This window comes from Paenilisteria riparia FSL S10-1204, from assembly GCF_000525995.1.
Taxonomy (GTDB): Bacteria; Bacillota; Bacilli; order Lactobacillales; family Listeriaceae; genus Listeria_A; species Listeria_A riparia.
In genome coordinates, this window is sequence record NZ_AODL01000001.1 from 14,229 (window position 1) to 29,137 (window position 14,909).

Below are 14,909 nucleotides of genomic sequence, written 5' to 3' on the forward strand. Positions count from 1 at the left end.
GTTATTCAGATGAGATAAGTTTAGTGAACGAGTCCCTAACGCGAAACAACGTCAAAGGTCTTTTGAAAGAAAGGATTTCAAAACGGTGTTTACACGCAAATCGAGCGCTTGCCGCCGATTATTAGATTTGGAACTCCAAACTTCACTTGAATCAGAGTGGAACCGCGTGACGCCTCTGTTGAGGGGTCTTTTTTGTGTTTTAATTCAGAGTAGATAAGGAGGGATTACAATGGCTAGTCGTATGAAAGAGGATATGAAAATGGTGATGGTGAATGATCCAGCGGCGCGTGGTTATGTGGACGCGTTTCTGAATTATCCGGGTCTCCATGCGATATGGTGGCATCGGTTTGCGAACTTTTTTTATAGGCATCGGATGGTGGTGTTTTCGAAATGGTTGTCGCAAGTGGCACGGTTTTTGACGAATGTGGAGATTCATCCGGGGGCCACGATTGGACGGCGTTTGTTTATCGATCATGGGGCTGGGATTGTAATCGGGGAGACGGCGGAGATTGGTGATGATGTCGTGCTCTTTCATGGGGTGACGCTTGGTGGGACGGGAAAACATCAAGGGAAACGCCATCCTACTGTGGGAAACCGAGCGCTGATTTCTGCGGGTGCTAAGATTCTTGGACCGATAAATATTGGTGAGGACGCAAAAGTTGGTGCGGGCGCTGTGGTCATAAAGGATGTGCCGCTTGGTGCGACGGTGGTTGGGGTTCCTGCAAAAGTTGTGCGGCTAAATGGACGCGTGACGCAACATACGGAGCCGCAAGTCGCAGAGATGAAACGGCGGATACTGGAAATGGAGAAACAATTAGAAGACTTAAAAAATAAGATGGAAAAAGGAGAAGAGGAACAATGACTTTACAAATTTTTAATACATTGTCTCGTGAAAAAGAGGTTTTTACGCCACTTGAAGATGGGAAGGTCAAAATGTATGTTTGTGGGCCAACTGTTTATAATTATATTCATATTGGGAATGCGCGACCGATTATTGTTTTTGATACGGTACGTCGTTATTTGACTTATCGTGGTTATGATGTGACTTTTGTTTCGAATTTTACGGATGTGGATGATAAGCTGATCCGTGCGGCGCATGAGTTGGAACTGACGGTGCCAGAGGTTGCGGAGCGCTTTATTGGGGCATATTTTGACGATGTGCGTCAGTTGAATGTTCGCGATGCTAATGTTCATCCTCGGGTGACGCAGGATATGGATGATATTATTGCTTTTATAGAAGCGCTGATTGAAAAGGGCTATGCGTATGAGTCGGCGGGCGATGTGTATTTCCGAACAAAGAAATTTAAGGATTATGGAAAATTGTCTCAGCAACCGTTGGCGGATTTGCAGCATGGGATTCGTGTGGAGGCCAATGACCGAAAAGAGGATCAACTTGATTTCACTTTATGGAAAGCGGCGAAACCGGGTGAGATTTCTTGGGAAAGTCCCTGGGGAGCTGGGCGTCCAGGTTGGCATATTGAATGCTCGGCGATGGCTCGTAAGTATTTGGGCGACACGATTGATATTCATGCTGGTGGGCAAGATTTGATTTTCCCGCATCATGAGGATGAAATCGCGCAGTCTGAAGCATTGACTGGTAAAACTTTTGCGAAATATTGGATGCATAATGGTTATATGAATATCGATGGTGAGAAAATGTCGAAATCACTGGGGAATTTCATTACGCTGCATGAGGTATTGGAGCGGCATAATCCTAATGTGGTGCGGTTCTTCATGTTATCTGTACATTATCGTCGTCCGATTTCGTATAGCGAGGCGTTATTGCAAGATGCGGAAAATGGATTGGATCGCTTGCGAACGGCATATCAAAACGTGGACCATCGTTTGCAGGTAGCAGAAGAGGATTACACAGGTACGCCAGAAGAGGATGATTGGCTAGAGCAATTAACGGAGCTGAAAACACAATTCGAAGATGAAATGGATGATGATTTCAACACGGCGAATGCGATTTCGGTCTTCTATGAACTGGCAAAACGGGCGAACATTTATTTAACGAATGAGCAAATCTCGATTACAGTTTTGCGTGAGTTTTTAGGGATGATGACGTTGCTTGCAGATGTTCTTGGCTTTAAATTAGCCGTGGAAGTGAGTGAAAGCGGGCTGAGTGATGAGGATATTGAGGCGCTGATTGAAGAGCGTATTCAGGCGCGCAACGAACGAAATTTTGCAAGATCGGATGAAATTCGTGATATGTTGAAGGAAAAACAAATTATTTTGGAAGATACAGCTCAAGGTACGCGCTGGAAAAGAGGTTAAGGATGGCGATTGTGAAGGACTACAAACAGCTAAACGGCTTGGCTTTGGCGTACATGGGCGACTCGGTGTATGAACGCCATATTCGTGAACTACTTTTAGCAGAAGGCAAAACAAAGCCGAACCATCTGCACAAAACGGCGACGCAATATGTATCGGCGAAGGCGCAGGCTTATATTTTACAAGCGATGTATGCACAGGAATTTTTGACAGAAGAAGAGGATCGGATTGCGAAACGAGGGCGAAATGCAAAATCTAATAGCGTGCCGAAAAATACGGATTTGCAAACATACAGTTTATCATCGGCGTTTGAAGCGGTGATTGGATATTTATATTTGGGCGGCGAAACAGCGCGGCTTACGGAATGGCTTAATTTAGCTACGGAAATTATTAAAACGAAATAAGGAGGCAAAAATCAAGATGGAGCAAGATCAAGAGTGGATTGCAGGTCGAAATCCTGTTAGTGAAGTATTGAAATCAGAACGCGACATTCATAAAATTCTCATTGCGGAAGGCTCGCAAAAGGGAAGCATGCAACAAATCATCGGCGCAGCGAAAGAACGCAAAATCCAAGTTCAAATCGTGCCGAAATCAAAAATTGACAAAATCGTAAGCGGCTCACATCAAGGTGTTGCGGCGCAAGTAGCAGCTTATCAATACGCAGAACTAGACGATCTTTTTGCGAAAGCGGAAGAACGTGAGGAAATGCCGTTTTTCATTATTTTAGATGAGTTGGAAGATCCGCATAATTTGGGGTCGATTATGCGTACGGCAGATGCGGTGGGGGCACACGGTATTATTATTCCAAAACGTCGTTCGGTTGGTTTGACGCAGACGGTTGCGAAGGCTTCGACAGGCGCGATTGAACATATTCCAGTGGCGCGCGTAACAAATATTAGTCGAACAATGGAAGATTTGCAGAAGCGGGGATTATGGATTTTTGGTACGGATGCAAGTGGGAGCAGTGACTACCGGACGATGGATGCGAACATGCCGCTTGCGCTTGTTATTGGTAGTGAAGGCTTTGGTATGAGTCGCCTCGTTCGTGAAAAATGCGATTTTCTTGTACATTTACCAATGCGTGGCGCAGTAACATCACTAAATGCGTCAGTAGCAGCGAGTGTATTAATGTATGAAATTTATCGAAAACGCCTGCCGTTAGGTGAATAAAGATGAATCGTGTTTTGCTAGTAGATGGCTATAATGTAATCGGGGCATGGCCAGAACTAGCGCGCTTAAAAGCAAAGGATTTGGAAACGGCGCGAAACCAGTTGGTAGAATGGATGGCTGAATATCAAAGCTACACTGGTTACCGCGTGGTTGTCGTGTTCGACGCACAATACGTCCGTGCCAAAGAGCGCAAATACAAGAAAAACAAAGTTGAAATCGTGTTCACAAAAGAAGACGAAACTGCAGATGAATACATTGAACAAAAAGCCATCGAATACAAAAATGTTAAAACACAAGTCATGGTGGCGACGAGTGATTATACGGAACAATGGGCGATATTTGGCCAAGGCGCATTGCGGATTTCAGCGAGGGAGTTAGTTTTTGAAATTAAGGAAATGACTCATCAAATTACCCGCAAAGTAAAAGAAATCCAAGAAAAACAGCCCAAAACAGGTCTAAATATCGATTTTGAGACAATTCAAGCCTTGGAAAAGCTACGAAGAGGCCGAAAATAGTCATTGACGAAGACGTTAGAACCCTTGTATAATGGGATTCACAAGAAAATACGAAGCTTGACGAAGGAGGCTTTTTGACGGTTCCATTGAAAACAAATGACAGTAAAGAAGCAGAAATGAAAATGTTGCAACTTGCCAGATCAGGCGAGACTAAGGCCATTGAACATTTTTTTAAGTCATATCAATCTATCATTTATTGGAAAGCCACACAGTATTTTTTACAAGGAGCCGAGCGGGATGACCTCATTCAAGAAGGCATGATTGGGTTGTTCAAGGCTATTCGTGATTTTAAAGAGGATCGGGAAGCATCCTTTCGATCGTTTGCAGAGATTTGCATTAACCGCCAGATTCTGTCTGCAGTGAAGCGGTCGATGCGTCAGAAGAATTATGCATTGAACCATTCTGTCTCCATTGACACGCCCGTTGACGAAAGCGATACGATTGATTGGACATTGCTAGACGTGATTTCCGAGAAGGAAGCGATGACGCCAGAAGATTTCTTGATTCAGAATGAGAAATTAGCAGGAGTCGCACATAAGCTTGAAGAAGTAACGAGTGAGTTTGAGCGAGAAGTTTTATATCAGTACTTGGAAGGCAAGAGCTATCAAGAAATGGCCCAGCACTTCGGAAAGAAAGAAAAAGCGATTGATAATGCGATTCAGCGGGTAAAGAAGAAAATGATGAAGCAAGTGGACGATTCACTATAAAGATTTTCAAACATAGAAGTGCCGCGGGTTGCTAGGTGTAAAATACTTTTCACTCTTGACTCAATTCAGCATTTAATGGTATATTATTATGGATGTAAAGTGTTGAATGGGGATTTTGGCACTAAAACATAGAAATAAGCGGAGTTGATTGTGATTATGAAGAAGAAGACGTCACTTGCATGTTCAGAATGCGGATCACGAAACTATTCCGTCGGTGTCGGTGGCACAGCGCGAACTGAACGGCTCGAAGTGAAGAAATTTTGCAGACACTGTAATAAGCATACACTTCATCGCGAAACAAAATAGTGAATTTGGAGGTTATAACATGTCAGCAATTTCAAAGTTTTTCCGTAACGTAAAGTCTGAAATGAGCAAAGTTACATGGCCAACTGGAAAAGAGCTTAGAACATATACAATTACAGTTATCATTGCCGTAGCTTGTATGGCTGTGTTCTTTATGGTTGTCGACTTTTTAATCGAGATGCTTATTCAGTTCATCCTTTAAGACTAGGCTTTTTTGATAAAGAATGCTATAATACAATTATTGAGATAGAACCCGAGGCAATTTCGGGTTTTTTTATTTTGGAACAGTACCTATGTTAAGGAATTATAGAGGTTTTATTATATACATTTAGAAGGAGGATGACCCCAATTGGTGGCGGTCAAACAAGAGCATGGAAAAGAATTGGTATGTTGTACACACGTATTCTGGTTATGAAAACAAAGTTAAAGCTAACCTTGAGAAACGTGTAGAATCCATGGGAATGTCAGATAAGATTTTCCGCGTGATGGTTCCTGAAGAAGAAGAAACAGAAGTAAAGAATGGTAAAACAAAAACACTGAAACGTAAAGTTTTCCCGGGTTACGTACTTGTTGAAATCATTATGACAGATGATTCGTGGTACGTGGTTCGTAATACGCCGGGTGTTACTGGATTCGTCGGCTCTGCCGGAGCGGGCTCTAAACCAACTGCCTTGCTACCGGAAGAAGCAGATCGTATTCTGAAGAGCATGGGTATGAACGAACGTCGTCAAGAAGCCGATTTCGAGCTTGGCGAAACAGTAATGGTTAAAGAAGGACCGTTTGCTGAGTTCTCAGGCAAAGTAGAAGAAATCGATAACGATAAAGCGAAAGCCAAAGTTATGGTTAACATGTTTGGGCGTGAAACACCAGTTGAGGTTGATTTCGACCAAATCGAAAGACTGTAATGCTATGAGTTCAGGCCTATCAGCAGCTATAGCCGCAGCATTGATTGCCATCCTAGGCATTATCGTATTGCTCATGTGCGGCTCAATCATATGGAAAGCTATCAAAAAATAATATTGAGAGGCTTGGATGGTATATATCCAGGTCTTTCTTTGTTAAAAGGAGGTTTTGCAAATGGCAGACGAGTACGCTGAATCTATCTACTTCCAACTAAAAAGCATTGCATCGTTCTACGATATCGATTTCCATCTATATTTAAAAAGTTCCGGCGGCTTTGGTGAACTTTGCATGGACTGGAATGATGCGGACGGTTATCTTCTGTATGGTGACGAGCGTGGTGAACGAGTGAGCCTTTTCAAAACAAAGGATTTTGACACCTTCAAATATGAAGTTTTCCTCCATCTCGCATTTCGCATGGGTCTTGCATACGAACTGAAACACCGCGATCTCACTTATATTCGCAAAAACGACGACGATCTCCAGGGCGACACGCGAAAAGTAGCATTTGAAGAAACGGTTCGCCTTTTAAAGCAAATGAATCCAGATTGGGCGCGCCAAGCCGCATATCATTACGCCGAATATCTCAACATGTGGCGAACGAACAAGAACGTCGCGTACAATTTTGCAACAGACAGGTTTGAAGCTACAGAATAACCTCAAAAAAATCTTGCAATCAGAGCGTGTTAGTGGTATCCTATATGAGGTACAATTTTTGTGCTTTTTAACGTGGGAGGGGAAATGATTAACCCCATTAAACCACATCACGGACTTAAGGAGGTGTGTCTCGTGGCTAAAAAAGTAATCAAAGAGGTTAAGTTGCAAATTCCAGCAGGTAAAGCTAATCCAGCTCCACCAGTTGGTCCAGCACTAGGTCAAGCGGGCGTAAACATTATGGGATTCTGTAAGGAGTTCAATGCGCGTACAAGCGATCAAGCTGGTCTAATTATTCCTGTTGTGATTTCTGTGTATGAAGATCGTTCTTTCACATTCATCACTAAAACTCCGCCAGCAGCAGTTTTGCTTAAAAAAGCAGCTAAAGTTGAAAAAGGATCAGGTGAACCAAACCGTAATAAAGTTGCGGTTGTGAAACGTGCTCAAGTACAAGAAATCGCTGAATTAAAAATGCCGGATCTAAACGCTGCAAATGTTGAATCTGCAATGCGTATGGTTGAAGGTACTGCGCGTAGCATGGGTATTACAATCGAAGACTAATACCAATCATGTCTTTAATGCGTATCAGGAATAAGAAAAAGAACCACTGAACGAAGCGGGTCAAACCGTTTATCATATTTTTTGAATAAAACGTTCATCTTTTCTTATTTCAAATCAGACAATGTTCTGGTTTACGTGGGAGGAAATTCCGATATAACCACAGAATAGGAGGAAAAAAGAATGGCTAAGAAAGGTAAAAAGTATCAAGATGCTGTAAAGCTAATCGATGCTGACAAAGCTTATTCGGTTGAAGAAGCTGTAGAACTTGCTAAAAAAGCAGACTTCGCTAAATTCGATGCAACTGTAGAAGTAGCATTTCGTTTAGGCGTTGACCCTAAAAAAGCAGATCAACAAATCCGCGGCGCTGTTGTACTTCCAAATGGTACAGGTAAAACACAACGCGTATTAGTATTTGCAAAAGGCGAAAAAGCAAAAGAAGCTGAGGCTGCTGGCGCTGATTTCGTTGGAGAAGCAGATTTCGTTGAGAAGATCAACCAAGGTTGGTTCGATTTTGACGTTATCGTAGCAACACCTGATATGATGGGTGAAGTTGGTAAATTAGGTCGTGTCCTAGGACCAAAAGGCTTAATGCCAAACCCTAAAACAGGAACAGTAACAATGGACGTAACAAAAGCAGTGAACGAAATCAAAGCTGGTAAAGTAGAATACCGCGTTGACAAGTCTGGTAATGTCCACACTGCAATTGGTAAAGTTTCATTCGATACTGACAAGCTAATTGAGAACTTCCGTACAATTAACGACGTTCTTCAAAAAGCAAAACCTGCTGCTGCAAAAGGAACTTATGTAAAAAACGTAACTGTTACAACTACATTCGGACCTGGCGTAAAAGTAGATCCATCTTCATTCTAAGTTTATCTTAGAAATGAGCTTGACGACGTTGTTCTATTTTGATAGAATAGCATAGTTGAAACAAAACAGAATATCCTAACCGTAGACAGCTGGCGCGTCCTATGTACGCTTAATATTTGCCCGCCGAGGATTTTTGGCAAGTGACTTTGTGTCCTTGCGTGAACCCCTCGCGTCTACGGTGTGAGGGGTTTCTTATATGCTTTGAGTCAGTATTGACTTAAACAATCATGATGGAGGTGGAAAACAAAGATGAGTAAAATTTTAGAATTAAAACAAGGTGCTGTTAACGAAATTACTACGAAATTAAAAGACAGTGCTTCAACAGTAATCGTTGACTATCGCGGTTTAAACGTTGCTGAAATTACCGAATTACGTAAACAATTACGTGAAGCTGGTATTGATTTTAAAGTATACAAAAACTCGCTAATGCGTCGCGCTGCTGAAGCTGCTGGACTAGAAGGCTTGAACGAAGTATTGACAGGCCCTAGCGCTATCGCTTTCAGTAACGAAGACGTTGTTGCTCCTGCAAAAATCATTAACGATTTCGCAAAAGCACACGAAGCATTAGAAATTAAAGCTGGTATCATCGAAGGTAAAGTATCTTCTGTTGAAGATGTTAAAGCTCTTGCTTCTCTACCATCACGCGAAGGCTTGCTATCTATGCTGCTTAGCGTACTTCAAGCTCCAGTTCGTAACTTGGCACTTGCTACAAAAGCTGTTGCAACCCAAAAAGAAGAACAAGGCGCATAAGTTTTACATGGTGAATCTTCACCAACAACCAATCTCGGCATAGACCGAAAATATATTATAATGGAGGAATTTCAAAATGGCTTTAAACATTGAAGAAATCATTGCTTCCGTAAAAGAAGCAACTGTATTAGAATTAAACGATTTAGTAAAAGCAATCGAAGAAGAATTTGGCGTAACTGCTGCTGCTCCTGTAGCTGCTGGTGCTGCTGCTGGTGGCGCTGCTGCTGAAGAGCAAACTGAATTCACAGTAGAACTAGCTTCTGCTGGAGATCAAAAAATCAAAGTTATCAAAGTGGTTCGTGAAATCACTGGTCTTGGCTTGAAAGAAGCTAAAGAAGTTGTAGATAACGCTCCTAAAGCTCTTAAAGAAGGCGTTTCTAAAGAAGAAGCAGACGAAATCGTTGCTAAACTTGAAGAAGTTGGCGCTAACGTAGTTGTTAAATAAGAACGATAAGTGTAGCGCGCGGGTTTAGATACCAGCACGCGAAACTAGACACGAAGAGCACCAAGTTAGCCTAATGCTGATCTTGGGGCTCTTCGTTTTTTATACATAGAAAGGTGGCGGGGAACATGAGCAATAAGCATTACTATACAAAAAATAGTGATTTAGATCATAACCGTAAAACATGGAGCTTTGAACTACGAGGTTCTTCTATCCAATTTATTAGTGATGCTGGCGTTTTTTCGAAAACAACAGTAGATTTTGGGTCACGTTTGTTAATTGAAAGCTTTGAAGCGACAAGTCCAGATGGGAAGTTCTTGGATGTCGGTTGTGGCTATGGCCCAATTGGTCTTGCTTTTGCGAAAAGCTATCCGGAAGTGCAAGTGGACATGGTTGACGTGAATGACCGGGCGCTGGAATTATCTGCAGAAAACGCGAAGAATAACGGTTTGGGCAATGTTCGTGTTTTTGAAAGTTCGGTGTATGACGCTGTTGCGGATTGTGATTATACTGATATTATTAGTAACCCGCCGATTCGTGCTGGGAAGAAAATTGTGCATGAGATTCTTTCGGGAAGCTTTGAACACCTACAAACTGGCGGCAGTCTTTGGATTGTTATTCAGAAGAAGCAAGGTGGGCCCTCTGCGGCGGCTAAGATGGAAGAGGTTTTTGGTAATGTCGAAGTTGTGGCGAAGGATAAGGGGTATTTTATTTATCGGAGTGTGAAAGAGTAAGAGCAGTGAAGTTACTATCTTTAAGTAAGATGGTGGCTTTTTTTGTGGGGAAATTGTTGAATGGAGTCTTTTTGTATATAAAATAGCCAATATCTAGTTGTTAGTGGTCAAATATGTTCATATATCGTATAATTAAGAAAAACATATGAAATGAGGGCATATTTATGAAAACTGGTACCAAAAAGATTTTAATGACATTAGCGACACTGGTAGTTCTTTGTGGCATTGTTTTTGTTGTGTTATTGAAATCTGTGACATCTAGCGCTGTACAATTAGATGAAGATGTTCTGAATCAATCTATCGTAAACGCGCCAAACGTGAAACTAGGGAATCAAGTGAAAATTTCGGCAGACTTATTTGGTGGTAAGTTCATGTATAAACAAATGAAAGATGTTGATGGATACATAATTCCGTGGTCTGATGTGTATGCGAGTTATACCAATTCTGGAGATAACTGGTACCAAGAGAGTGCAATAAGCGAGACGAATGGTACGACAGAGTTTGCAGAAAATACGAATCACAAAATGATGCACTTTTATAAACCTGACGGTAGCTATCAAAGAGTGGTAAACGAGCTTGAAGGATTGACGGGAAATGCGAATAAGGTTATGGAGGTTGCGATTTCATTTGATAAACCATACGATTTGCAAGAAGTTCTAGGTTTTCTACCGACTAATCTTAATATAGCGTGGTTTTGGCTGGAAGCTGAGAATACGAATGAGCTGTTAGATATGGCGCAAGTTTACGGATTTGAAGGCTTGCAAAAACCAATTCCAGGAGTCGCTACTAAAGAAGTGTACGCTGCAAACTATAGTAATTTCCTTGCTGGGCTGGATAAGTTGCAAAACAAAACTAGCAAAATGGCGGACATGTACGCAAAATATAACAAGCTAAACTGGAGTGAAGTACAAATCCAAGGCATTATCGTAACGGGGCAAGAAAAAAATCTCAAAACTATTGCGAACCATAAATTCATCCGCGCCTCAGAAATCGGTGCAACAGCAGACATTGTTCCATATATCAAACCATACAAATAACTCCAAACAAAAAGGCTGAATCAACGAAGTGCATTTTGTTGACGCAGTCTTTTCACTATGCTATTATAGTAAGATGCCAAAAGAATCGATATTGCCATTTTTGACGGTGAATATGGAGGAATTGCAGTTTTAGCCTGTTTGGTTCACATAGCAAGAAAATAGTGGTTTTCTTTTAAGGAGCCCACTTTCTTTTTGTCTTTTTTAGGTATTTTTGCCAAGTTCCATTGTACTATTTTTGTTGCAATGTGCTTAATAAATTTAGTTTATTTGAGAGGGTGAATGAGTTGTCAGGTCAACTAGTTCAGTACGGAAGACATCGCCAACGTAGAAGTTTCGCTCGTATTAGTGAAGTGTTGGAGTTGCCAAACTTAATCGAGATTCAATCAGCGTCCTACCAGTGGTTTTTGGATGAAGGATTGCGTGAAATGTTCCGCGATATCTCTCCAATTGAGGATTTCGCTGGGAATTTGTCACTAGAATTTATCGACTATGATTTGGGAGAACCAAAATATTCAGTAGAAGAGTCGAAAAACCGTGATGCGAATTACGCTGCACCACTACGCGTAAAGCTACGTCTCATCAATAAAGAGACTGGTGAAGTGAAAGACCAAGAAGTATTTATGGGTGATTTCCCACTCATGACCGAAATGGGTACATTTGTTATCAATGGCGCCGAGCGTGTTATTGTATCCCAATTAGTGCGTTCCCCAGGTGTTTATTTTAACGGTAAACTAGACAAGAACGGTAAGAAAGGTTTCGGTTCTACTGTCATCCCTAACCGTGGGGCGTGGCTGGAGTATGAAACAGATGCGAAAGATGTTGTCCACGTGAGAATCGACCGGACGCGTAAATTGCCAGTTACTGTGCTTTTGCGTGCGCTAGGATTCGGCTCCGACAGCGAAATTTTAGAATTAATCGGTGAAAATGACTACTTACGCAACACACTTGAGAAAGATAATACAGATAATGCGGACAAAGCATTGCTTGAAATTTATGAGCGCTTACGTCCTGGTGAACCGCCAACTGTTGAGAATGCGAAGAGCTTGCTAGTATCTCGTTTCTTCGATCCAAAACGCTATGATTTAGCGAGCGTTGGTCGTTACAAAATCAACAAGAAACTGCATTTGAAAAACCGTCTATTCAATCAAACACTTGCAGAAACATTAGTAGACCCAGAAACTGGTGAAATTATTGCTTCTAAAGGTGACATTTTAGATCGTCGTAAATTAGATTCAATCATTGAGAACTTGGAAAATGGCGTTGGTTTCCGTACATTGCGCCCTACAGATGGCGTTATGGAAGACAGCGTTGTTGTTCAATCTATCAAAATTTACGCACCAAACAGCGAAGAAGAGAAAATTATCAATGTGATTGGTAACGCGTATATCGACGAAAACGTGAAGCACATCACGCCAGCCGATATTATTTCTTCAATCAGCTATTTCTTCAACTTACTTCACGGAGTAGGCGACACAGACGATATTGACCACCTTGGTAACCGTCGTTTGCGTTCAGTCGGAGAACTTTTACAAAATCAATTCCGTATTGGTTTATCTCGTATGGAGCGTGTTGTTCGTGAGCGTATGTCGATTCAAGACATGAGCACTGTAACACCGCAACAATTGATTAACATTCGCCCAGTTGTGGCATCCATTAAAGAATTCTTTGGTAGCTCTCAGTTATCACAGTTTATGGATCAGACGAATCCACTTGCCGAATTGACGCATAAACGTCGTCTTTCAGCGCTTGGACCTGGTGGTTTGACGCGTGAACGTGCTGGTTATGAAGTGCGTGACGTGCATTACTCTCACTATGGTCGTATGTGTCCGATTGAAACGCCTGAGGGACCAAACATTGGTTTGATTAACTCCTTATCATCTTTTGCGAAAGTGAATAAGTTTGGTTTTATCGAAACACCGTATCGTCGCGTTGATTCCGAAACGAATCGCGTTACTGATCATATCGATTACCTAACTGCAGATGAAGAGGATAATTACGTAGTAGCCCAAGCGAACTCCAAATTGGATGAACTTGGTACTTTTACAGAAGAAGAAGTAATGGCTCGTTTCCGTTCTGCCAACTTAGCGGTAGAAAAAGAACGTATCGATTACATGGACGTATCGCCAAAACAAGTAGTTTCGGTCGCGACGGCATGTATTCCGTTCCTTGAAAACGATGACTCCAACCGTGCGCTAATGGGAGCCAACATGCAACGTCAAGCTGTACCGTTGATGCATCCGGAAGCTCCAATCATTGGAACAGGTATGGAACACGTTTCAGCACGTGACTCTGGGGCTGCTGTTGTTTGTAAACATGACGGCGTTGTAGAACACGTAGAAGCAAAACAAATCTGGGTTCGCCGTATCTCAGAAGTAGATGGCAAAGAAGTAAGTGGTGGAATTGATAAATATACATTGCGTAAATTTGTCCGTTCAAACCATGGTACTTGTTATAACCAACGTCCAAACGTAGCAGAAGGAGACCGCGTAACAAAAGGAGAAATCCTTGGTAACGGACCTTCGATGGATGCTGGAGAACTTGCACTAGGTCGTAACGTTCTTGTAGCGTTCATGACTTGGGACGGTTACAACTACGAGGATGCGATCATCATGAGTGAACGTCTTGTAAAAGATGATGTTTACACGTCGATTCATATTGAAGAATTTGAATCAGAAGCTCGTGATACGAAACTCGGACCTGAGGAAATGACGCGTGACATTCCTAACGTTGGGGAAGACGCATTGCGTGACCTTGACGAACGCGGAATTATTCGTGTCGGAGCGGAAGTAAAAGACGGAGACCTGTTAGTAGGTAAAGTAACGCCAAAAGGTGTCACAGAACTTACAGCAGAAGAACGTTTACTACACGCTATCTTCGGTGAAAAAGCACGTGAAGTTCGCGATACATCACTACGCGTACCACATGGCGGCGACGGCATTGTCCTTGACGTGAAAATCTTTACACGTGAAGCTGGCGATGAGTTACCACCAGGCGTTAACCAACTCGTTCGTGTTTACATCGTTCAAAAACGTAAAATTCACGAAGGTGATAAAATGGCCGGACGTCACGGAAATAAAGGGGTTATCTCTCGTATTTTACCAGAAGAAGATATGCCATTTATGCCAGACGGAACGCCAGTTGATATCATGCTTAACCCACTTGGGGTACCATCGCGTATGAATATCGGACAAGTATTGGAGCTTCACTTGGGTATGGCAGCTCGTTACCTTGGCATCCACATCGCGACACCAGTATTTGATGGTGCGAACGATGATGATGTATGGAGCACAGTAGCTGAATCAGGTATGGCACCAGATGCGAAGACCATTTTGTATGATGGACGTACTGGGCAACCTTTTGATAACCGTGTTTCTGTAGGTATCATGTATATGATTAAACTTGCCCACATGGTTGATGATAAATTGCATGCTCGTTCAACTGGTCCTTACTCACTAGTAACGCAACAACCACTAGGCGGTAAAGCGCAGTTCGGTGGACAACGTTTCGGGGAAATGGAAGTTTGGGCACTAGAAGCATACGGTGCCGCTTATACACTCCAAGAAATCCTAACGATTAAATCCGATGACGTAGTAGGACGTGTGAAAACATACGAATCTATCGTCAAAGGCGAAAGCATTCCAGAACCAGGCGTACCAGAATCCTTCAAGGTATTAATTAAAGAACTTCAAAGTCTAGGAATGGACGTTAAAATCCTTTCTGCTGACAAAGAAGAAATCGAATTACGCGACCTCGAAGACGAAGAATTCGGCGCTCAAAATGACGCTTTCAACATCGTATCCGAGCCAACCAAGCCAGCGGGTATCATTGACTCTAACCAGTAAAATATAAAGCTGAACGCACCGTTTTTATCAGGAAGACGGTGCGAGAAGTTAAAAATAGAACTTGAATAACAAAAATGTTAGACGAGTAGAGTGTCGAACCAGTTTTTGCACTTTCGGTTAAGATGTAGATTCTGCTTCACACAAATCGAG

General features: G+C 42.2%; 17 protein-coding genes and 1 other annotated feature. All 17 genes read left to right on the plus strand.

The features are described 5' to 3' along the window. Positions 1-229 precede the first annotated feature (229 nt). The 17 genes from epsC (at position 230) to rpoB (ending at position 14,759) form a co-directional block, all read left to right on the plus strand. Positions 230-862, plus strand: a complete 633-nt coding sequence (gene epsC / locus PRIP_RS00085; protein WP_036098843.1) for a serine O-acetyltransferase EpsC — start codon at positions 230-232, stop codon at positions 860-862. Beyond that, positions 859-2,277 carry a cysteine--tRNA ligase gene (gene cysS, locus PRIP_RS00090; protein WP_036098844.1) on the plus strand — a complete coding sequence of 473 codons (1,419 nt, stop codon included), beginning with the start codon at positions 859-861 and terminating at the stop codon, positions 2,275-2,277. The genes epsC and cysS overlap by 4 nt, the downstream gene beginning before the upstream one ends. 2 nt (positions 2,278-2,279) lie before the next feature. Next, positions 2,280-2,678 carry a Mini-ribonuclease 3 gene (locus PRIP_RS00095; RefSeq protein WP_036098845.1) on the plus strand — a complete coding sequence of 133 codons (399 nt, stop codon included), beginning with the start codon at positions 2,280-2,282 and terminating at the stop codon, positions 2,676-2,678. A gap of 16 nt (positions 2,679-2,694) precedes the next feature. Further along, the gene (rlmB, locus tag PRIP_RS00100) at positions 2,695-3,444 is read left to right on the plus strand and encodes a 23S rRNA (guanosine(2251)-2'-O)-methyltransferase RlmB (RefSeq protein ID WP_036088159.1); all 750 of its coding nucleotides are present in this window, start codon (positions 2,695-2,697) and stop codon (positions 3,442-3,444) included. Between the two features lie 2 nt (positions 3,445-3,446). Then, a complete protein-coding gene (locus tag PRIP_RS00105) occupies positions 3,447-3,959 on the plus strand; it encodes an NYN domain-containing protein (RefSeq protein WP_036088157.1) in 513 nt (170 codons plus the stop codon). An 86-nt stretch (positions 3,960-4,045) separates the two neighbouring features. After that, complete coding sequence (locus PRIP_RS00110) at positions 4,046-4,666, plus strand: RNA polymerase factor sigma-70 (RefSeq protein ID WP_077912856.1); 621 nt, start codon at positions 4,046-4,048, stop codon at positions 4,664-4,666. Positions 4,667-4,822: 156 nt separating this feature from the next. Then, complete coding sequence (gene rpmG, locus PRIP_RS16570; RefSeq protein WP_077912854.1) at positions 4,823-4,972, plus strand: 50S ribosomal protein L33; 150 nt, start codon at positions 4,823-4,825, stop codon at positions 4,970-4,972. Positions 4,973-4,991: 19 nt separating this feature from the next. Next, positions 4,992-5,171: a preprotein translocase subunit SecE gene (secE, locus tag PRIP_RS00115; RefSeq protein WP_036088156.1), complete on the plus strand. Its 180-nt coding sequence runs from the start codon at positions 4,992-4,994 to the stop codon at positions 5,169-5,171. Between the two features lie 169 nt (positions 5,172-5,340). Then, on the plus strand, positions 5,341-5,874 hold the full coding sequence (nusG, locus tag PRIP_RS00120) for a transcription termination/antitermination protein NusG (protein WP_036088155.1): 534 nt from the start codon (positions 5,341-5,343) through the stop codon (positions 5,872-5,874). A 172-nt stretch (positions 5,875-6,046) separates the two neighbouring features. After that, positions 6,047-6,526, plus strand: a complete 480-nt coding sequence (locus PRIP_RS00125; RefSeq protein WP_036098847.1) for an Imm63 family immunity protein — start codon at positions 6,047-6,049, stop codon at positions 6,524-6,526. 132 nt (positions 6,527-6,658) lie between these two features. Next, on the plus strand, positions 6,659-7,084 hold the full coding sequence (rplK, locus tag PRIP_RS00130) for a 50S ribosomal protein L11 (protein WP_036071367.1): 426 nt from the start codon (positions 6,659-6,661) through the stop codon (positions 7,082-7,084). A 180-nt stretch (positions 7,085-7,264) separates the two neighbouring features. Beyond that, positions 7,265-7,954 carry a 50S ribosomal protein L1 gene (gene rplA, locus PRIP_RS00135; RefSeq protein WP_036088152.1) on the plus strand — a complete coding sequence of 230 codons (690 nt, stop codon included), beginning with the start codon at positions 7,265-7,267 and terminating at the stop codon, positions 7,952-7,954. Between the two features lie 61 nt (positions 7,955-8,015). Further along, positions 8,016-8,157 (plus strand) — a sequence feature (ribosomal protein L10 leader region). A 46-nt stretch (positions 8,158-8,203) separates the two neighbouring features. Continuing rightward, positions 8,204-8,704: a 50S ribosomal protein L10 gene (gene rplJ, locus PRIP_RS00140; RefSeq protein ID WP_036098849.1), complete on the plus strand. Its 501-nt coding sequence runs from the start codon at positions 8,204-8,206 to the stop codon at positions 8,702-8,704. 76 nt (positions 8,705-8,780) lie between these two features. After that, positions 8,781-9,149: a 50S ribosomal protein L7/L12 gene (rplL, locus tag PRIP_RS00145; protein WP_036098851.1), complete on the plus strand. Its 369-nt coding sequence runs from the start codon at positions 8,781-8,783 to the stop codon at positions 9,147-9,149. Between the two features lie 125 nt (positions 9,150-9,274). Further along, complete coding sequence (locus PRIP_RS00150; protein ID WP_036098853.1) at positions 9,275-9,880, plus strand: class I SAM-dependent methyltransferase; 606 nt, start codon at positions 9,275-9,277, stop codon at positions 9,878-9,880. Positions 9,881-10,044: 164 nt separating this feature from the next. Beyond that, positions 10,045-10,917 (plus strand): anti sigma factor C-terminal domain-containing protein, encoded by an 873-nt coding sequence (locus PRIP_RS00155; RefSeq protein ID WP_036098854.1) that lies wholly within the window; start codon positions 10,045-10,047, stop codon positions 10,915-10,917. Between the two features lie 284 nt (positions 10,918-11,201). Then, positions 11,202-14,759 carry a DNA-directed RNA polymerase subunit beta gene (rpoB, locus tag PRIP_RS00160; RefSeq protein WP_036088145.1) on the plus strand — a complete coding sequence of 1,186 codons (3,558 nt, stop codon included), beginning with the start codon at positions 11,202-11,204 and terminating at the stop codon, positions 14,757-14,759. Positions 14,760-14,909: the final 150 nt, after the last annotated feature.